Genomic DNA, 19,172 nt, shown 5'->3' with positions numbered 1-19,172 from the left:
GGTTAGGGTGGCGCGTGCCCTGCTTTTCTTTTAACGCTTTCATCCCCGAAACCAGATACGGGGATAGCGTATTTATGTCTCCATCAGGCCGCGAGCGACCTGAATCGGTATTACTGCTTGATGACCAGCTTCAGGTCAACCGGATATTTAGCCTGAACCTTCTCGCCTTTCAGGACTTTATCCGCAGTCTCAACGCCTTTCGCGCCGATCTGATCCGGCAACTGAGCAATGGTCGCAGCCAGTTTGCCATCATTTACTGCTTTTTCGCCATCTGGAGTGCCGTCAAATCCAACCACCATCACATCAGATTTACCCGCGGTTTGCAGTGCGCGCAGCGCACCCAGCGCCATTTCATCGTTCTGGGCAAATACGGCCTGCACATCAGGATGCGCGGTCAGCAGGTTCTGCATGACGTTCAGACCTTTGGTGCGGTCGAAGTCTGCCGGCTGGCTGGCCAGTACGTTAAATTTGTGTGCCGCAACGGCCTGCTGGAAACCTTCGCCACGCTCACGCGCCGCTGAAGTTCCGGCAATCCCTTGCAGTTCGATAACTTTCGCGCCTTCACCTGCTTTCTTCGCGATGTAATCACCCGCAATTTTGCCACCCAACACGTTATCAGACGCGATGTGGCTTACCACTTCGCCTTTGGAGGCAACACGGTCAAGGGTAATAACCGGAATTTTTGCCTGGTTAGCCATCTTCACAGCATTACCAACGGCATCAGAGTCAGTCGGGTTGATCAGCAGAATTTTAGTTCCACGAACCGTTAAGTCCTGAACGTTAGCCAGCTCTTTCGCCGGATTGTTCTGCGAGTCCAGAATCACCAGGTTGTAACCCAGCTTATCCGCCTCTTTTTGCGCCCCATCCTTCAGAGAAACAAAGAACGGGTTGTTGAGGGTGGAGACCACCAGCGCAATGGTATCTTTCGCCATCGCATTCGCGCTCACGGTGGCGCTCAGCGCAACAGCAGAAACCAGGGTAGCCAGTTTTTTCATGTTCATATTTAAGATGTCCTGTAATCGTTGTTACTGCTTTTTGTTGTCTACCAGTACCGCCAGCAAAATCACCACCGCTTTGACGATCATCTGGTAATAGGAGGATACACCTAACAAATTCAAACCATTATTGAGGAAACCAAGAATCAATGCGCCGATCAGCGTCCCAACAATACGTCCTTTACCACCCGCCAGGCTGGTACCGCCTAACACCACCGCTGCGATAGCATCCAGCTCATAGCCAGTACCTGCCGTCGGTTGTGCGGAGGAGAGTCGCGCGACTTCAATGATGCCCGCCAGCGATGCCAGCAGACCGCACAGTGAGTAAACGATAATTTTGATTTTACTGACGCTGATACCAGACAAACGCGTTGCCGCTTCGTTACCGCCCAGCGCGTAGATATAACGGCCCAGACGAGTGTGGTGCAGCATGTACCACGCCGCGAGGAAGACAATCCCCATGATCCACACTGGCGTAGGGATGCCTAACGGACGACCAATACCAAACCAGCCAAACAGATCGGCATTGTCAGTAAATCCGGTATTAACCGGACTGCCGTTGGTGTACACCATGGTCACGCCGCGCAGCAGCAGCATCATCACCAGCGTTGCAATAAACGCCTGCACCCGGCCTTTCGCAACAATCACCCCGGTGACTGCGCCAATGGCAGCGCCGAGCGCCAGGGCTGCAGCAACAGCCACCAGCGCATTGACCTCAATCCCTACAATTGAAGCCGCAACCGCGCCGGTAAGTGCCAGCAAGGAACCGACGGACAGATCGATACCCGACGTCAGGATAACCAGCGTCATGCCAACGGCCATGATGGCGTTCACCGACGTTTGCTGGAGAATGTTGAACAGGTTATTAACGGTAAAAAAGTTAGGGCTCATGGTGGAAACAATCGCGATCAGCACTAACAGAGCGATGAGCGACTTTTGCTCCAGAAGCCATGCTTTAGTTAAATAACGGCGACCAGAAACAGCCTGGGTAGTCATCTTTTTTACTCCTGATTCACGCGATTAAGCTTGCCCACAGCGGCAGCCATTAATACTTCCTGAGTGGCCTGCTCGCGAGTGAACTCACCGCCGAGATGCCCTTCATGCATAACAATAATTCGATCGCTCATGCCCAATACTTCTGGCATCTCAGAGGAGACCAGAATGATACTCAGTCCGTCAGCCTTAAACTGGTTGATAAGCTGATAGATTTCTTTCTTGGCTCCAACGTCAACGCCGCGCGTTGGTTCATCGAGGATCAGGACTTTTGGCCGGGTCATCAGACCGCGCGCAATCGCCACTTTCTGCTGGTTACCACCGGAAAGCAGGCCGATAGCCTGTTCCATTGATGGTGTTTTAACATTGAACAGACGAATAAAATCACCCACCGCCTGCTGCTCATCTTTATGTTTCAGGCTTCCACCGGCGCGGCTGAAATAACGCAGCGCGGTCAGTGACATGTTCTCTTTCACCGACATACCCAGCACTAAGCCATCGCGTTTACGGTCTTCAGAAATATAGACGATGCCGTTAGCCAACCCATCCTGCGGCGAACGGGTAACCACTTCATGGCCATCAAGCGTGACGTAACCGCTGGTACGCGGCAATGCGCCGTACAACACTTTCATCAGTTCGGTACGTCCGGCCCCCATCAGCCCGGATACGCCAAGGATCTCGCCTTTACGCAGCGTGAACGAAACATCGTTTACGCCAGGACCGCACAGGTTATCGACCTTCAGGCGAATATCACCCGGCGCTTTTTCCAGGCGCGGGTACTGATCTTCCAGCTTACGTCCCACCATCATTTCAATCAGCGAGTCTGCAGTCAGCGAGGCAACTTCACGTTCGGCAATAAACTGCCCGTCGCGGAAGACGGTTACGTCGTCGCAAATCTCGAAGATCTCTTTCATACGGTGAGAAATATAGACAATGCCACGTCCCTGGGATTTCAGTTCGCGGATGACGCGGAACAGGGATTCGGTTTCAGTGTCGGTGAGGGCATCCGTCGGTTCATCCATAATGATGACCTTCGATTCAAAGCTCAGCACTTTGGCAATTTCGACCATCTGCTGATCGCCAATCGACAGCTCACCAACCAGTCTGTCGCTTTTAAAGCGCAGATTCAGTTTGGCGAGCAGCAGATCGGCTTCGGCGTACATCTTCTTCCAGTCAATTTTGCCAAAGCGATTCACAAACTCACGGCCAAGAAAAATGTTCTCGGCGATAGTGAGTTGCGGGATCAGGTTCAGCTCCTGGTGGATGATACCGATTCCGGCTTCCTGGGAGGATTTCGGGCCGTTAAAGGTGGTCTCTTTCCCCAGCCACAATAAAGAACCGGCATCACGGGTATAGATCCCGGTCAGCACTTTCATCATGGTGGATTTGCCCGCGCCGTTTTCGCCCACCAGCGCCATCACGCGGCCAGGGTAGACATTCAGCGCGGCGCCGGATAGCGCTTTTACGCCCGGGAACGCTTTATCGATCCCTTTGAGTTGCAGTAATGCGTTCATGATGGCCTCAGAACGTGACGCCAGCACAGAGAATGATATTCGCATACGGAGAACATTCTCCGCTGCGAATTACCGCCTGACTGTCTGCGGTTTGTTTTTTGAATTGTTCATGCGTGGTGTAACGAATTTCTATGGTGTTTCCCTGGTGTTGTTGCAGTTGCTCAATGTGGCTGAGCAACGTTTCGTGGAGTTGCGGATTATGTTGTTTAATTTCCGACGCGAGAATGGCTGCCTCGACCTGCATTTCACGTGTGACCACATCCAGTACCTGCATAAAAGAAGGTACGCCCTGGGTTAATGCCATATCAATACGCGTTGTGCTGTTCGGGATGGGTAAACCTGCATCACACACCACCAGCGTATCGGTATGCCCCAAACGGGAGATCACCGTTGAAATTTCAGAGTTGAGTACCGTGCCTTTCTTCATTTTCTTTCCCCACTAGCGAAACGTTTCGCTGGAGATAAGTGTAGTGCGAAGAGTGGACAGAAAACCACCGCGACGTTACGAAAATGTGATCGCCATCGAAACGTTTCGCAAGGATTATCATTTGATGAAATGAAAACTGAGAGGGGCAAAACAAAACGCCCCCTTTCGCGATGAAAGAGGGCGTCGATGAGATTAAATCTCTACCTGAGTACCAAGTTCAATAACCCGGTTCGGTGGGATTTCAAACTGGTCCGGCGCGCGCAGCGCGTTGCGCTGTAGCAGCAGATACAGCTTGCCGCGCAGACGCAGGTACCATGGCCGCTTGCCTACAATCAACGACTCATGCGACATGAAGAAGGACGTTTCCATCATCCGACAGCTTAAGCCTTCCAGACCGCAGCGATGGAACACTTCCTCCACGTTCGGCGTTTCGCGCCAACCGTAGCTGGCCACCACGCGCCAGAAGGTGGGCGATAACTGCTCAATCTGCACTCTACGCACGTTGTGAACATAGGGCGCATCTTCCGTGCGCAGCGTCAGCAGAATAACGCGCTCATGCAGCACCTTGTTATGCTTGAGGTTATGCAGAAGCGCAAACGGGATGACGTTCAGTGCGCGGGACATATACACCGCCGTTCCCGGCACGCGTACCGGTGGCGATTTCTCCAGAGAAGCAATCATCGCCTCCAGAGAGTTACCGTGCTCATGCATGCGACGCAGCAGACGGAAGCGTTCGCTTTTCCAGGTGGTCATGATGGTGAACATCACCAGACCCAGCGTCAGAGGCAGCCAACCGCCAGAAATAAGCTTATCGAGGTTCGCAGAGAACAGCGGAACATCGACGCACAAGAACGCCACCAGGATCAGGAAGACGAAGTATTTATTCCAGTGCCAGTTTTTGCGCGCCACGGTGGTAGACAGAATAGATGTCAGTACCATCGTCCCCGTTACCGCAATCCCATACGCCGCGGCCAGATTACTGGAGTGTTCAAAGCTCACAATCACGATAACTACCGCAAAATAGAGCATCCAGTTAACGAAAGGAATGTAAATCTGGCCCGATTCCATTTCCGAGGTATGGATGATACGCATCGGCGATAAATACCCCAGACGTACGGCCTGACGCGTCAGCGAGAAGACGCCGGAGATAACCGCCTGAGAGGCGATGACCGTTGCCAGCGCGGCGAGGATCAACAATGGAATTAATGCCCAGTCCGGCGCCAGCAGGAAAAACGGGTTTTTGATCGCTTCAGGATGCTTTAACAGCAACGCGCCCTGCCCAAAATAGTTCAGCACCAGTGAAGGCAATACCACGGAGAACCATGCCAGACGAATCGGCAATTTACCGAAGTGGCCCATATCCGCATACAGCGCTTCAACACCGGTAATCGACAGCACCACCGCACCCAGCGCGATAAAGGACAGCGTTTTGAATTCGAGGAAGAAATGCACCGCCCAATACGGATTGAGCGCCTGCAGCACTTCCGGATTGCCAATAATACTGCGCACACCTAATACCGCGAGCGTCAGGAACCATAGCAGCATAATCGGCGCAAACAGCTTACCGACCATGCCGGTACCGTGTTTTTGAATCAAAAACAGCAGGGTCAGCACAATTATTGAGAGCGGAACAATCCAGGTATCCAGTTGCGGGGCAACTATCTCCAGACCTTCAATTGCAGACATCACCGAAATGGCTGGCGTAATCACCACTTCACCATAGAAGAAGCTGCCGCCTATCAATCCCATAATGACCAGCATGGAGGTTGTTCGCGCCGAGGTATTGCGCCCGGCCAATGACATCAGCGTCAGGATCCCACCTTCTCCGGCGTTATCTGCGCGCATGACAAACGTCAGGTATTTAATGGAGACAACAAAGATCAGCAGCCAGAAAATCAGCGAGAGAAAACCAAATACGGCATCACGTTCAACGCCAAAACCAAACTGGCCGGACAAACATTCACGAAGCGTATAAAGTGGGCTGGTACCAATATCACCGTAGACAACCCCAATGGCCGCAAGGGTAATCGCAGACAATGATTGTTTATTATCAGTGCTCATAGACTCGTCTTTCGTTTATACACATCATCTCTCAAGCCACTCCGTGTGGGCTGCATTCGTTATTCCCCCCATCCCAGAAGAAAACTCCATTGCCGCCTTGGTGCAGCTTGATTGATTTGGTGTATATATAAGAAATGTGTGCGTCGTCCCTTGGCCCACAAAAAGGCGCACAGTATGCACGATTAATCACAAAATCGTACCCCTAAATGAGACCAGATTAATCTGGCTCAAAGAAAAATAAGCGCACCTTCAGTCTATTACTGCAATGGTGTGAAGCATCTATACTCGCAGTTTATGCAGTACATTTGGCGAAAGGACGCCACTTCATTATGGCTCACCCACATTTATTAGCGGAAAGAATTTCCCGTCTGAGCAATGCGCTGGAAAAGGGACTTTATGAACGTAGCCACGCCATTCGTCTGTGTCTGCTGGCAGCACTCAGCGGCGAGAGCGTTTTCTTATTAGGCCCCCCGGGGATCGCAAAAAGCTTAATTGCCCGCCGACTGAAGTTTGCCTTCCAAAACGCACGCGCTTTTGAATACCTGATGACGCGCTTCTCTACGCCCGAAGAGGTGTTTGGTCCGCTGTCCATTCAGGCGTTAAAAGACGAAGGTCGCTATGAACGCTTAACGGCAGGCTATCTTCCTGAAGCTGAAATCGTTTTTCTCGATGAAATCTGGAAAGCAGGCCCGGCAATCCTTAACACCCTGTTGACCGCCATTAACGAACGTCACTTCCGTAACGGCGCGTATGAAGAAAAAATTCCGATGCGTCTGCTGGTGGCGGCTTCCAACGAACTGCCTGAAGCCGACAGCAGCCTGGAAGCGCTGTACGACCGTATGCTGATTCGTCTGTGGCTGGATAAAGTTCAGGACAAGGCTAATTTCCGCTCCATGCTGTTAAGTCAGCAGGATGAAAGCGACAATCCGGTCCCGGCATCATTGCAGGTGACGGATGAAGAGTATCACCAGTGGCAAAAAGACATTGGTGCGATCAAGCTTCCCGATCGCGTGTTTGAGCTCATTTTCACGCTGCGCCAGCAGTTGGACGTGTTACCGAATGCTCCTTATGTGTCCGATCGTCGCTGGAAAAAAGCGATCCGCTTACTCCAGGCCAGCGCTTTCTTTAGCGGACGCGATGCGGTAGTACCTATCGACCTGATCCTGCTGAAAGATTGCCTGTGGTACGACGCACAAAGCCTGAATCTGATGCAACAACAGCTTGAAATATTGATGACCGGACACGCCTGGCAACAGCAAGCCATGCTGACGCGCCTGGGCAGCATTGTGCAGCGTCGCATTCAGCTCCAGCAGCAGCAAAGCGACAAAACGGCGTTCACGGTGATCCGCCAGGGCGGAATGTTCAGCCGTCGTCCTCATTATGATTTACCGCCAGAAGCCTCGTCTTCTGTCGTGACATTACTGCTGCAAAAGCCTTTAAAACTGCATGATATGGAGGTTATCCATATTGCTTTCGAACGTGGCGCGCTGGAACTGTGGCTAACAAAAGGCGGTGAGATCCGCGGAAAACTAAACGGGATCGGCTTTGCCCAAACGCTGAATATGGAAGTCGATAGCGCACAGCATCTGGTTGTACGCGATGTCAGTTTACAAGGTTCTCGCCTGGCGCTGCCGGGTGCTTCGCAAGAGAGTATGCCCGCAGAGATAAAACAGGAGCTTGAGGCGCTCGATAACGAGTGGCATCAGCAGCACAGCGCATTCAGCGAACAGCAAAAATGTCTGTTTATTCATAGCGACTGGTTAGGCCGCATTGAGGCCAGCCTGCAGGATGTCGGGGCGCAAATCCGCCAGGCGCAACAATGCTGACCCTTGATACGCTCAATATCATGCTGGCAGTCAGCGAAGAGGCGATGATCGAAGAGATGATCGTCGCCCTGCTGGCTTCCCCAAAGATGGTGGTATTTTTTAAAAAATTTCCTCGCCTTAAAAAAGCGATCACTGACGACATTCCCCGCTGGCGTGAATCATTGCGTAGCCGCCTCAAAGATACCCATGTACCGCCGGAGCTGATGGAGGAGGTTATGTGCTATCAACAAAGCCAGCTCCTCTCTCATGCGCAGTTTATCGTTCAGCTACCGCAAATATTATCCCTATTGCACCGCCTCCATTCGCCTTGGGTCGGACAAGCGCAGCAACTGGTCAATGACAACAGCACCTTTACGCCCGCCCTACATACGCTTTTTCTCCAGCGCTGGCGCCTGAGCCTGGTGGTGCAAACCACAACGCTGAATCAGCAACTGCTGGAAGAAGAGCGCGAGCATTTGCTCAGTGAAGTACAAGAACGGATGACCCTCAGCGGGCAACTGGAACCTGTACTGGCAGAAAATGACAACGCAGCAGGCCGGTTGTGGGATATGAGCGCGGGCCAAATCAAGCGCGGTGATTATCAGTTGATGGTGAAATACGGCGAATTTCTGACGCAACAACCCGAACTCCAGCGCCTGGCCGAGCAGTTAGGTCGTTCCAGAGAGGCGAAATCCGTGCCGCGTAAAGATGCGCCAATGGAAACCTTCCGTACCCTGGTGCGCGAACCTGCAACCGTCCCGGAGCAGGTGGATGGCATCCAGCAAAGTGACGATATCCTGCGCCTGCTACCGCCAGAGCTGGCCACGCTGGGCATTACCGAACTGGAATACGAGTTCTACCGACGGCTGGTGGAAAAACAACTGCTCACCTACCGCCTGCACGGCGAAGCATGGCGTGAAAAAGTAACGGAACGTCCGGTGGTGCATCAGGATTTTGACGAGCAGCCGCGCGGGCCTTTTATCGTCTGCGTTGATACCTCGGGATCGATGGGTGGATTTAATGAGCAGTGTGCGAAAGCCTTTTGTCTTGCGCTAATGCGCGTTGCCCTTGCCGATAACCGGCGCTGTTTCATTATGCTGTTTTCAACAGAAGTGGTGCGCTATGAGCTTTCCGGTCCGGAGGGCATCGAACAGGCTATCCGCTTTTTAAGTCAGCGCTTTCGTGGTGGCACTGATATTGCCAGCTGTTTTCGCGCCATAATTGAGCGCATGCAGGGTCGGGAATGGTTTGATGCAGATGCGGTGGTGATCTCAGATTTTATCGCTCAGCGATTGCCCGATGAGGTCGTCAATAAAGTGGGTGAATTACAGCGGGTGCACCAGCACCGTTTTCACGCGGTGGCGATGTCTGCACATGGCAAACCCGGCATCATGCGCATTTTCGATCATATCTGGCGCTTTGATACCGGGATGCGAAGCCGCCTGCTCAGACGCTGGCGGCGTTAATTGTTACAGCAGAGAAGCGACGCTTTCACGTACCTGGGCCGGCCATACGCCACACTGAACCTGACCAATGTGCGGTAATTGCAGCAACAGCATGGTCAGACGCGACTGCCCAATGCCGCCACCAATTGTCTGAGGCATTTCACCGCGCAGCAGCGCCTGGTGCCACTCCAGACTCAGGCGATCTTCATCACCGGTCAGAGACAGCTGGTGTTTCAGGGCGTCAGCATCCACACGAATCCCCATAGAAGACAGCTCAAACGCATCTTCCAGAACCGGGTTCCAGACCAGAATATCACCGTTCAGACCGGCATGACCCAGCTCGGACGCTGAACTCCAGTCATCATAATCGGGCGCACGTACGTCATGACGGTGACCGTCACTGAGCTTACCGCCGATCCCCACCAGGAATACCGCACCCAGCTCTTTAGCGATCGCACGTTCACGACCTTTTGCATCAAGATCCGGATAACGAGATAACAGCTCCTGGCTATGAACAAAGTGGATCTGCTCTGGCAGGAACGGTGCCAGACCAAACTCTTTGCTAACCGCAGCTTCGGTGGCCTTAATTCCCGCCCAGATAGCCTCTACCGTGCTTTTCAGAGTGGAGAATTGACGCTCACCGTCCCCCATCACGCGCTCCCAGTCCCACTGGTCAACGTACACTGAGTGCAGCGGGGAGAGGCGATCTTCATCGGGACGCAGGGCTTTCATGTGCGTGTACAGCCCCTCGCCTGCGCTAAAGTCGTGTTGTCCTAACGTTTGACGCTTCCACTTCGCCAGTGAATGAACCACTTCGAATTGAGCGTCTGGCAATGCTTTAACCTTCACCTGCACCGCTTTTTCACAGCCCGACAAGTTATCCTGCGTGCCATCTCCAACGCGGCTGAGGATCGGCGCCTGAACTTCGATCAGGCCTAAACGCTCTTCCAGCTGGCGAGAAAAATGAGATTTTACGAAGCTAATTTGACGTTGTTTGGCAATGTAAGCGGTTTTCATTATGTGTACTCCTGTGTCCTGTTGCCTATGATTAAGCAACAGAATGGAGGTAATATTCAATAATCAACAAACAAAAAGCCGACTTCGATTTTGATTCGTTAAAAATTACGTCTAAAATAGAGGGAATCATTAATCTACATAAGAAAAACCTATGGAAAATTATCAGATCGACAATCTGGACCGCGGCATTCTTGACGCCTTAATGGAAAATGCTCGTACCGCCTACGCAGAATTAGCCAAACAGTTCGGCGTCAGCCCAGGAACAATTCACGTTCGCGTAGAAAAGATGAAGCAGGCCGGGATTATTACCGGCGCGCGGATTGATGTTAGTCCCAAACAATTGGGTTATGACGTCGGCTGCTTTATCGGCATCATCCTGAAAAGTGCGAAAGACTATCCGTCAGCGCTGGCCAGACTGGAAAGCCTCGATGAAGTGACCGAAGCGTATTACACCACCGGGCACTACAGCATCTTTATTAAGGTGATGTGCAAGTCGATCGACGCATTGCAGCAGGTACTTATCAACAAGATCCAAACAATTGACGAAATTCAGTCCACGGAAACCCTGATCGTCCTGCAAAACCCGATCATGCGTACCATCAAGCCGTGATCGCTTTTTTTAATACCCTGGTTTTCCACAGGTAGATCCCAGCTCGCTCACAGCGTACAATACGCCCTCTTTATAAAGGTGGGCGATCATGGCAGACATCACTCTTATCAGCGGTAGTACGCTTGGCAGTGCGGAATATGTAGCAGAGCATCTGGCTGAAAAGCTGGACGACGCGGGTTTTTCCAGCGAAATACTGCATGGGCCAATGCTTGAAGAGGTTCCAACTGACGGGATCTGGCTGATTATCAGCTCCACGCACGGTGCGGGAGATATTCCTGACAACCTGCAGCCTTTATATGATGCGTTACGCGAGCAAAAGCCGGACCTGTCACAAGTGCGCTTTGGTGCAATCGGGATCGGCAGTCGTGAATATGACACCTTTTGCGGCGCAATCGACAAGCTGGAAGCCGAATTGAAGGCCTGTGGGGCAAAACAGATCGGCGAAACACTCAGGATCAACGTACTGGAACATGAAATTCCGGAAGATCCGGCTGAAATTTGGCTGGGATCGTGGCATCCGTTGCTCAGAGATTTGTAAAGATCGTACTTTTTTATGTGGATAACTCTGGTTAAAAGCTTGGATCAACCGGTAGTTATCCCAAGAACAACCGTTGTTCAGTTTTTGAGTTGTGTATAACCCTTCATTCTGATCCCAGCTTATACGGACCAGGATCACCGATCATTCACAGCTAATGATCCTCAGCAACCTGTTGATCTTACTTAAAGGATCGTCCTTATCCACAGAAAGGTGCGATCCTAATAAGAGATCACAATAAAACAGATCTCTAAATAAAAAGATCTTCTTTTTAATACCCAGGATCCCAGGTCTTTCTCGATCGACTAAAGTTGAGTAGAATCCACGGCCCGGGCTTCAATCCATTTTCACACCGCGTTATGCGAGGCAATCACCATGTTTTATCAGGATCCTTTTGACGTCATCATCATTGGCGGGGGTCATGCAGGCACCGAGGCCGCAATGGCCGCGGCGCGAATGGGTCAACAGACTCTGCTTTTGACACACAATATCGACACTCTGGGGCAAATGAGCTGCAACCCGGCGATCGGCGGTATTGGGAAGGGACACCTGGTAAAAGAAGTGGATGCGCTTGGTGGATTGATGGCAAAAGCGATCGACCACGCGGGTATCCAGTTTAGGATACTAAACGCAAGCAAAGGGCCAGCCGTTCGCGCTACCCGAGCTCAGGCCGATCGTGTGCTCTATCGCCAGGCGGTACGCACTGCACTTGAGAATCAACCCAATCTGATGATCTTCCAACAGGCGGTTGAAGATCTGATTGTCGAAAACGATCGTGTTGTGGGTGCCGTAACCCAAATGGGACTGAAGTTCCGTGCCAAAGCGGTCGTATTAACCGTGGGGACTTTCCTCGACGGCAAAATTCATATTGGTCTGGATAACTACAGCGGTGGCCGCGCTGGCGATCCGCCGTCCATCCCGCTGTCACGCCGTCTGCGTGAACTGCCGCTGCGCGTCAGCCGCCTGAAAACCGGTACACCGCCGCGTATCGATGCGCGCACGATTGATTTCAGCGTGCTCGGCCAGCAAAACAGCGATAACCCGATGCCGGTCTTCTCATTCCTGGGCGATGCTTCTCAACATCCGCGCCAGATGCCGTGTTACATCACGCATACCAATGAGAAAACCCATGACGTGATCCGCAATAACCTCGATCGTAGCCCAATGTACGCTGGCGTGATCGAAGGTATCGGCCCACGCTACTGCCCGTCGATCGAAGACAAAGTGATGCGCTTTGCCGATCGTAACCAGCATCAGATCTTCCTCGAACCGGAAGGACTGACCTCTAACGAAATTTACCCGAATGGCATCTCCACCAGCCTGCCGTTCGATGTGCAGATGCAAATTGTCCGCTCCATGCAGGGGATGGAAAATGCCAGAATCGTCCGCCCAGGCTACGCGATTGAGTATGATTTCTTCGATCCGCGTGACCTGAAACCTACTCTGGAAAGCAAATTCATCCAGGGTCTGTTCTTTGCGGGCCAGATTAACGGTACAACCGGTTATGAAGAAGCCGCCGCACAAGGCATGCTGGCAGGTCTGAACGCCGCACGTTTGTCTGCTGAAAAAGAGGGGTGGGCACCGCGTCGCGATCAGGCTTATCTTGGCGTGCTGGTGGACGACCTGTGTACGCTGGGTACCAAAGAACCGTACCGTATGTTCACATCTCGCGCTGAATATCGTTTGATGCTGCGTGAAGATAACGCCGACCTGCGTCTGACCGAAATTGGTCGTGAACTGGGTCTGGTGGACGATGAGCGCTGGGCTCGCTTCAACGAGAAACTGGAGCGTATCGAACAGGAACGCCAACGTCTTAAATCAACCTGGGTGAATCCGTTAGCGGAGTCCGCAGCAGAAGTGAATGCTCACCTGGCTACACCTCTGTCACGTGAAGCGAGCGGTGAAGATCTGCTGCGTCGCCCGGATATGACCTATGCTCAGTTGACCTCTTTATCTGCGTTCGCACCCGCGCTTGATGATGCTCAGGCCGCAGAACAGGTTGAGATTCAGGTGAAATACGAAGGGTATATTGCCCGTCAGTTGGAAGAAATTGAAAGACAACAGCGCAATGAAAACACCCTGTTGCCTGCAACGCTGGATTATCGTCAGGTCTCTGGCTTGTCGAATGAAGTTATCGCTAAGCTGAACGATCACAAACCCGTTTCGATCGGTCAGGCATCGCGTATTTCCGGCATAACGCCTGCCGCCATCTCCATTCTGCTGGTATGGCTGAAAAAACAAGGTATGCTGCGCCGCAGCGCTTGATAACACTATTTTGGCGGGGGCGCTTCGCTTGCCCGCCGTACAAATTTGTAGGCCCGATAAGCGAAAGCGCATCGGGCATTTGATTATTAACAGGTAACGACCGTGCTCAACAAACTCTCTCGTCTGCTGGCTGATGCCGGTATTTCTCTTACCGATCACCAGAAAAATCAGCTGATTGCGTATGTCGATATGCTGCACAAATGGAACAAAGCCTACAACCTGACGTCGGTGCGGGATCCAAACGAAATGCTGGTGCGCCATATTCTGGACAGCATTGTCGTTGCACCGTATCTGAAGGGTGAGCGTTTTATCGATGTAGGTACGGGACCGGGCCTGCCGGGAATTCCGCTCTCTATCGTGCGCCCTGAAGCGCATTTCACACTGCTCGATAGCCTGGGAAAACGTGTTCGTTTCTTGCGTCAGGTGCAGCATGAGCTTGCGCTTACTAACATCACTCCAGTGCAAAGCCGTGTTGAAGAATTTCCTTCAGAACCACCGTTTGATGGGGTGATTAGCCGTGCTTTCGCTTCACTCAATGATATGGTGAGCTGGTGTCACCATTTGCCGGGCCAGAATGGGCGTTTTTATGCGCTAAAAGGGCAGTTGCCTGCAGATGAAATTGATTCGCTGCCAGCAGAATTCAGCGTTGAGTCCGTCGAAAAATTACGCGTTCCGCAGTTGGATGGTGAACGTCATTTGGTGGTTATTAAGCCAAACAAAATTTAATTTTTATCAAAAAAAATAGAGAAAAAACGGCTTTTCAGGTGTTAAAAGTCATAGGTAATAGTGTGGTTAAATGTCGTTACATTTCACTAGTGCCTTACGGTTTTGCATCATAACTATAACGTACCGTTTTTTGTTAAAAGCGAAACAAGTCAGCTGTGAAAATATCAGTCTGCTAAAAATAGAACGTAAGAATCACCGTTCGTGTTAATTTTTTATTATAAATGTCAATGAGCGGTTTTTTTGTTGTTAGGCGTTGTTTTTGAAATAGTGGCTATTTTTACGCTTAAATATCAAAAAGATGAAAAGGCATCAATTGCCACGTAAATAAATTATGCGAAGGTGAATATGTTCAATATGTGATCTGGTGCACGCTTTGACGCCAGTGTTTTCGCGGCATTTGCAGTTTTGCATGATCGTTCACAGTTTGCCTAAAAGTAATAAATGTGGGGCAGCGAAAAATATTTAAACATTTATTCACTTTTTAGCTACTTATTGTTTGAAATCACGAAGGCGCACCGTATAATTTGTCCGCTTTTTGATGCTTGACTCTAAGCCATAAAGAACGTTTTATACGACACGCGGCATACCTCGAAGGGAGCAGGAGTAAAAACGTGATGTCTATGTTGCTCTTGAGTCGAAACGTTGCTCGTAAGCTTTTGCTCACACAGCTTCTGGTTGTAATAGCAAGTGGATTGCTGTTTAGCCTCAAAGACCCTTTCTGGGGCATCTCCGCGTTGTGTGGAGGATTGGCAGTGTTACTGCCTAATATGTTGTTTATGATATTTGCCTGGCGTCACCAGGTACATACACCAGCGAAGGGCCGAGTAGCCTGGTCGTTCGCTTTCGGCGAAGCCTTCAAGGTATTAGCGATGCTGGTGTTGTTGGTGGTGGCGTTGGCTGTTTTGAAAGCGGTATTCATGCCGCTGATCGTTACGTGGGTTTTGGTGCTGGTGGTTCAGATACTGGCGCCGGCTGTAATTAACAACAAAGGGTAAAGGCATCATGGCTTCAGAAAATATGACGCCGCAGGATTACATAGGACACCATCTGAATAACCTTCAGTTGGACCTACGTACATTCTCGCTGGTGGATCCGCACAACCCCCCAGCCACCTTCTGGACGCTCAATATTGACTCCATTTTCTTCTCGGTGGTTCTGGGTCTGTTGTTCCTGCTTATGTTCCGTAGTGTAGCCAAAAAGGCAACCAGCGGCGTACCAGGTAAATTTCAGACCGCGATTGAGCTGGTAATCGGCTTTGTGCATGGTAGCGTGAAAGACATGTACCATGGCAAAAGCAAGCTGATTGCTCCGCTGGCCCTGACGATTTTCGTCTGGGTATTCCTGATGAACTTGATGGATTTGCTGCCTATCGACCTGCTGCCGTACATCGGTGAGCATATCTTTGGCCTACCGGCTCTGCGTGTGGTTCCGTCTGCTGACGTGAACATCACCCTGTCGATGGCGCTGGGCGTATTTATCCTCATTCTGTTCTACAGCATCAAAATGAAAGGCATCGGTGGCTTCGCGAAAGAGTTGACGCTGCAGCCGTTCAATCACTGGGCGTTCATCCCTGTCAACTTAATCCTTGAAGGGGTAAGCCTGCTGTCCAAACCAATCTCTCTTGGTCTGCGACTGTTCGGCAACATGTATGCCGGTGAGCTGATTTTCATTCTGATTGCTGGTCTGTTGCCGTGGTGGTCACAGTGGATCCTGAATGTGCCTTGGGCCATTTTCCACATACTGATTATCACGCTGCAAGCCTTCATATTTATGGTTCTGACGATTGTCTATCTGTCGATGGCATCTGAAGAGCATTAATTTACCAACACTACTACGTTTTAACTGAAACAAACTGGAGACTGTCATGGAAAACCTGAATATGGATCTGCTGTACATTGCTGCCGCTGTGATGATGGGTCTGGCGGCAATCGGTGCTGCGATCGGTATCGGCATCCTCGGGGGGAAATTCCTGGAAGGCGCAGCGCGTCAACCGGATCTGATTCCTCTGCTGCGTACTCAGTTCTTTATCGTTATGGGTCTGGTGGATGCAATCCCAATGATCGCTGTAGGTCTGGGTCTGTACGTGATGTTTGCTGTCGCGTAGTAAGCGTTGCTTGAATTAAGAGCAATATCAGAACGTTAACTAGATAGAGGCATTGTGCTGTGAATCTTAACGCAACAATCCTCGGCCAGGCCATCGCGTTTGTCCTGTTCGTTCTGTTCTGCATGAAGTACGTATGGCCGCCATTAATGGCTGCCATCGAAAAACGTCAAAAAGAAATTGCTGACGGCCTTGCTTCTGCAGAACGAGCACATAAGGATCTTGACCTTGCAAAGGCCAGCGCGACCGACCAGCTGAAAAAAGCGAAGGCGGAAGCTCAGGTAATCATCGAGCAGGCGAACAAACGCCGTGCTCAGATCCTGGACGAAGCTAAAACTGAAGCAGAGCAGGAACGTACTAAAATCGTGGCACAGGCGCAGGCGGAAATTGACGCCGAGCGTAAACGTGCTCGCGAAGAGCTGCGTAAGCAAGTTGCTATCCTGGCTGTTGCTGGCGCCGAGAAGATCATCGAACGTTCCGTGGATGAAGCTGCTAATAGCGACATCGTGGACAAACTTGTCGCTGAACTGTAAGGAGGGAGGGGCTGATGTCTGAATTTATTACGGTAGCTCGCCCCTACGCCAAAGCAGCTTTTGACTTTGCCGTTGAGCACCAAAGCATTGACCGTTGGCAGGATATGTTGACGTTCGCCGCTGAGGTGACAAAAAACGAACAAATGGCAGAGCTTCTCTCTGGCGCGCTGGCGCCGGAAACGCTCGCTGAGTCGTTTATCGCCGTGTGCGGTGAGCAGCTGGACGAAAGCGGCCAAAACCTGATTAGGGTTATGGCTGAAAATAACCGTCTGAATGCGCTCCCGGATGTTCTTGAGCAGTTTATTCACCTGCGTGCAGCCAGTGAGGCTATCTCTGAGGTAGAAGTCACTTCTGCCAATGCACTGAGTGATGAACAGCTTACGAAGATTAGTGCTGCGATGGAAAAACGTCTGTCACGCAAAGTTAAGCTGAATTGCAAAATCGATAAGTCTGTAATGGCAGGCGTAATCATCCGAGCGGGTGATATGGTCATTGATGGCAGCGTACGCGGCCGTCTTGAGCGCCTTGCAGACGTCTTGCAGTCTTAAGGGGACTGGAGCATGCAACTGAATTCCACCGAAATCAGCGAACTGATCAAGCAGCGCATTGCTCAGTTCAGTGTTGTGAGCGAAGCTCATAACGAAGGTACTATTGTTTCTGTAAGTGACGGTGTTATCCGCATTCACGGCCTGGCCGATTGTATGCAGGGTGAGATGATTTCCCTGCCGGGTAACCGTTACTCTATCGCACTGAACCTGGAGCGCGACTCCGTAGGTGCAGTTGTGATGGGTCCATACGCTGACCTCGCCGAAGGTATGAAGGTTAAGTGTACGGGTCGTATTCTGGAAGTTCCGGTTGGCCGTGGCCTGCTGGGTCGTGTGGTGAACACTCTGGGTTCCCCGATTGACGGTAAAGGTCCGGTTGATAACGATGGCTTCTCGCCAATCGAAGTTATCGCACCAGGCGTAATCGAACGTCAGTCCGTCGACCAGCCAGTACAGACCGGTTATAAATCTGTTGATGCCATGATCCCAATCGGTCGTGGCCAGCGTGAGCTGATCATCGGTGACCGTCAGACAGGTAAAACTGCGATGGCAATCGATGCCATCATCAACCAGCGTGATTCCGGCATCAAATGTGTGTACGTGGCTATCGGCCAGAAAGCGTCCACCATTTCCAACGTGGTTCGTAAACTGGAAGAACACGGCGCACTGTCCAACACCATCGTTGTTGTGGCGACCGCGTCTGAATCTGCTGCACTGCAATACCTGGCACCATATGCCGGTTGCGCAATGGGCGAATACTTCCGTGACCGCGGTGAAGATGCACTGATCGTTTACGATGACCTGTCTAAACAGGCCGTTGCTTACCGTCAGGTTTCCCTGCTGCTGCGTCGTCCGCCAGGACGTGAAGCATTCCCGGGCGACGTATTTTACCTCCACTCCCGTCTGCTGGAACGCGCATCCCGCGTAAACGCGGAATACGTTGAGAAGTTCACCAATGGTGAAGTTAAAGGTAAAACCGGCTCCCTGACCGCTCTGCCGATTATCGAAACCCAGGCGGGTGACGTTTCTGCGTTCGTTCCGACCAACGTAATTTCCATTACCGATGGTCAGATCTTCCTGGAAACTAACCTGTTTAACTCCGGTATTCGTCCGGCAGTTAACCCGGGTATCTCCGTATCTCGTGTTGGTGGTGCAGCGCAGACCAAGATCATCAAGAAACTGTCCGGTGGTATTCGTACCGCTCTGGCACAGTATCGTGAACTGGCAGCGTTTTCTCAGTTCGCTTCCGACCTGGATGAAGCTACTCGTAAGCAGCTGAGCCATGGTCAGAAAGTAACTGAACTGCTGAAGCAGAAACAGTATGCGCCAATGTCTGTTGCACAGCAGGGTGTGGTGCTGTTTGCGGCTGAACGCGGTTACCTCGAAGATGTGGAACTGGCGAAAATCGGTAGCTTCGAAGCCGCTCTGCTGGCTTACGTTGACCGTGACCACGCTCCGCTGATGCAAGAGATCAACCAGTCCGGTGGCTATAACGATGAAATCGAAGGCAAGCTGAAAGCTATCCTCGATTCCTTCAAGGCAACCCAGTCCTGGTAACGTCTGGCGGTCTGCTTTAGGGCGGACCGCAAGGCATTGAGGA

Annotated in this window: 18 protein-coding genes; 12 read left to right on the top strand and 6 right to left on the bottom strand. The window is 51.5% G+C overall.

What is annotated here, in order from left to right; genetic code table 11:
- Nucleotides 1–110: 110 nt before the first annotated feature.
- The 5 genes from rbsB to kup all read right to left on the bottom strand — a co-directional run bounded on the left by rbsB (nt 111) and on the right by kup (nt 5,990).
- On the bottom strand, nt 111–1,001 hold the full coding sequence (gene rbsB / locus FDW94_RS07895) for a ribose ABC transporter substrate-binding protein RbsB (RefSeq protein WP_003023760.1): 891 nt from the start codon (nt 999–1,001) through the stop codon (nt 111–113).
- A gap of 24 nt (nt 1,002–1,025) precedes the next feature.
- Nucleotides 1,026–1,991 carry a ribose ABC transporter permease gene (gene rbsC / locus FDW94_RS07890; protein WP_137377427.1) on the bottom strand — a complete coding sequence of 322 codons (966 nt, stop codon included), beginning with the start codon at nt 1,989–1,991 and terminating at the stop codon, nt 1,026–1,028.
- Between the two features lie 5 nt (nt 1,992–1,996).
- Complete coding sequence (rbsA, locus tag FDW94_RS07885; RefSeq protein ID WP_137377426.1) at nt 1,997–3,502, bottom strand: ribose ABC transporter ATP-binding protein RbsA; 1,506 nt, start codon at nt 3,500–3,502, stop codon at nt 1,997–1,999.
- 7 nt (nt 3,503–3,509) lie between these two features.
- Nucleotides 3,510–3,929, bottom strand: a complete 420-nt coding sequence (rbsD, locus tag FDW94_RS07880; protein ID WP_003827001.1) for a D-ribose pyranase — start codon at nt 3,927–3,929, stop codon at nt 3,510–3,512.
- A 192-nt stretch (nt 3,930–4,121) separates the two neighbouring features.
- The gene (kup, locus tag FDW94_RS07875) at nt 4,122–5,990 is read right to left on the bottom strand and encodes a low affinity potassium transporter Kup (protein ID WP_003827003.1); all 1,869 of its coding nucleotides are present in this window, start codon (nt 5,988–5,990) and stop codon (nt 4,122–4,124) included.
- Between the two features lie 329 nt (nt 5,991–6,319).
- Here kup and ravA point away from each other — a divergent pair, with 329 nt between their 5' ends.
- Both ravA and viaA read left to right on the top strand, forming a co-directional pair.
- Nucleotides 6,320–7,816, top strand: coding sequence for an ATPase RavA (gene ravA / locus FDW94_RS07870; protein ID WP_020996042.1), 1,497 nt, complete (start codon nt 6,320–6,322; stop codon nt 7,814–7,816).
- Entirely contained in the window at nt 7,810–9,261 is a 1,452-nt protein-coding gene (viaA, locus tag FDW94_RS07865) for an ATPase RavA stimulator ViaA (protein WP_137377425.1), read from the top strand. The genes ravA and viaA overlap by 7 nt, the downstream gene beginning before the upstream one ends.
- 3 nt (nt 9,262–9,264) lie before the next feature.
- On the opposite strand, the gene asnA is transcribed toward viaA, so the two are convergent.
- Nucleotides 9,265–10,257, bottom strand: coding sequence for an aspartate--ammonia ligase (gene asnA / locus FDW94_RS07860; RefSeq protein ID WP_003827009.1), 993 nt, complete (start codon nt 10,255–10,257; stop codon nt 9,265–9,267).
- 151 nt (nt 10,258–10,408) lie between these two features.
- On the opposite strand from asnA, the gene asnC reads away from it, so the two are divergent.
- The 10 genes from asnC (at nt 10,409) to atpA (ending at nt 19,129) form a co-directional block, all read left to right on the top strand.
- Nucleotides 10,409–10,867 carry a transcriptional regulator AsnC gene (gene asnC, locus FDW94_RS07855; protein WP_003023780.1) on the top strand — a complete coding sequence of 153 codons (459 nt, stop codon included), beginning with the start codon at nt 10,409–10,411 and terminating at the stop codon, nt 10,865–10,867.
- Between the two features lie 88 nt (nt 10,868–10,955).
- On the top strand, nt 10,956–11,405 hold the full coding sequence (gene mioC, locus FDW94_RS07850; RefSeq protein WP_003827013.1) for an FMN-binding protein MioC: 450 nt from the start codon (nt 10,956–10,958) through the stop codon (nt 11,403–11,405).
- A gap of 372 nt (nt 11,406–11,777) precedes the next feature.
- Nucleotides 11,778–13,667, top strand: coding sequence for a tRNA uridine-5-carboxymethylaminomethyl(34) synthesis enzyme MnmG (gene mnmG / locus FDW94_RS07845; protein WP_003827014.1), 1,890 nt, complete (start codon nt 11,778–11,780; stop codon nt 13,665–13,667).
- Nucleotides 13,668–13,769: 102 nt separating this feature from the next.
- Entirely contained in the window at nt 13,770–14,393 is a 624-nt protein-coding gene (gene rsmG / locus FDW94_RS07840) for a 16S rRNA (guanine(527)-N(7))-methyltransferase RsmG (protein WP_003827017.1), read from the top strand.
- A gap of 614 nt (nt 14,394–15,007) precedes the next feature.
- On the top strand, nt 15,008–15,388 hold the full coding sequence (gene atpI / locus FDW94_RS07835; RefSeq protein ID WP_137377424.1) for a F0F1 ATP synthase subunit I: 381 nt from the start codon (nt 15,008–15,010) through the stop codon (nt 15,386–15,388).
- Nucleotides 15,389–15,395: 7 nt separating this feature from the next.
- A complete protein-coding gene (atpB, locus tag FDW94_RS07830) occupies nt 15,396–16,211 on the top strand; it encodes a F0F1 ATP synthase subunit A (protein WP_003023792.1) in 816 nt (271 codons plus the stop codon).
- 46 nt (nt 16,212–16,257) lie between these two features.
- Nucleotides 16,258–16,497 (top strand): F0F1 ATP synthase subunit C, encoded by a 240-nt coding sequence (atpE, locus tag FDW94_RS07825; RefSeq protein WP_003023794.1) that lies wholly within the window; start codon nt 16,258–16,260, stop codon nt 16,495–16,497.
- Nucleotides 16,498–16,556: 59 nt separating this feature from the next.
- Entirely contained in the window at nt 16,557–17,027 is a 471-nt protein-coding gene (gene atpF / locus FDW94_RS07820; protein WP_003827022.1) for a F0F1 ATP synthase subunit B, read from the top strand.
- Between the two features lie 14 nt (nt 17,028–17,041).
- Entirely contained in the window at nt 17,042–17,575 is a 534-nt protein-coding gene (atpH, locus tag FDW94_RS07815; RefSeq protein ID WP_003827024.1) for a F0F1 ATP synthase subunit delta, read from the top strand.
- 12 nt (nt 17,576–17,587) lie between these two features.
- Nucleotides 17,588–19,129 carry a F0F1 ATP synthase subunit alpha gene (gene atpA, locus FDW94_RS07810; RefSeq protein ID WP_137377423.1) on the top strand — a complete coding sequence of 514 codons (1,542 nt, stop codon included), beginning with the start codon at nt 17,588–17,590 and terminating at the stop codon, nt 19,127–19,129.
- The last annotated feature ends 43 nt before the right edge of the window (nt 19,130–19,172 follow it).

It is taken from the genome of Citrobacter sp. wls757 (assembly GCF_005280935.1).
In the GTDB taxonomy this organism is placed as follows: domain Bacteria; phylum Pseudomonadota; class Gammaproteobacteria; order Enterobacterales; family Enterobacteriaceae; genus Citrobacter; species Citrobacter portucalensis.
Note: the sequence above shows the minus strand (reverse complement) of the source record. Positions and strands in the feature narration are given on the sequence as shown.

Coding starts and splice junctions, on each gene's coding strand:
- rbsB (WP_003023760.1), bottom strand. CDS start 1,001: ATGAACATGAAAAAACTGGCTACCCTGGTTTCTGCTGTTGCGCTGAGC.
- rbsC (WP_137377427.1), bottom strand. CDS start 1,991: ATGACTACCCAGGCTGTTTCTGGTCGCCGTTATTTAACTAAAGCATGG.
- rbsA (WP_137377426.1), bottom strand. CDS start 3,502: ATGAACGCATTACTGCAACTCAAAGGGATCGATAAAGCGTTCCCGGGC.
- rbsD (WP_003827001.1), bottom strand. CDS start 3,929: ATGAAGAAAGGCACGGTACTCAACTCTGAAATTTCAACGGTGATCTCC.
- kup (WP_003827003.1), bottom strand. CDS start 5,990: ATGAGCACTGATAATAAACAATCATTGTCTGCGATTACCCTTGCGGCC.
- ravA (WP_020996042.1), top strand. CDS start 6,320: ATGGCTCACCCACATTTATTAGCGGAAAGAATTTCCCGTCTGAGCAAT.
- viaA (WP_137377425.1), top strand. CDS start 7,810: ATGCTGACCCTTGATACGCTCAATATCATGCTGGCAGTCAGCGAAGAG.
- asnA (WP_003827009.1), bottom strand. CDS start 10,257: ATGAAAACCGCTTACATTGCCAAACAACGTCAAATTAGCTTCGTAAAA.
- asnC (WP_003023780.1), top strand. CDS start 10,409: ATGGAAAATTATCAGATCGACAATCTGGACCGCGGCATTCTTGACGCC.
- mioC (WP_003827013.1), top strand. CDS start 10,956: ATGGCAGACATCACTCTTATCAGCGGTAGTACGCTTGGCAGTGCGGAA.
- mnmG (WP_003827014.1), top strand. CDS start 11,778: ATGTTTTATCAGGATCCTTTTGACGTCATCATCATTGGCGGGGGTCAT.
- atpI (WP_137377424.1), top strand. CDS start 15,008: ATGTCTATGTTGCTCTTGAGTCGAAACGTTGCTCGTAAGCTTTTGCTC.
- atpB (WP_003023792.1), top strand. CDS start 15,396: ATGGCTTCAGAAAATATGACGCCGCAGGATTACATAGGACACCATCTG.
- atpE (WP_003023794.1), top strand. CDS start 16,258: ATGGAAAACCTGAATATGGATCTGCTGTACATTGCTGCCGCTGTGATG.
- atpH (WP_003827024.1), top strand. CDS start 17,042: ATGTCTGAATTTATTACGGTAGCTCGCCCCTACGCCAAAGCAGCTTTT.
- atpA (WP_137377423.1), top strand. CDS start 17,588: ATGCAACTGAATTCCACCGAAATCAGCGAACTGATCAAGCAGCGCATT.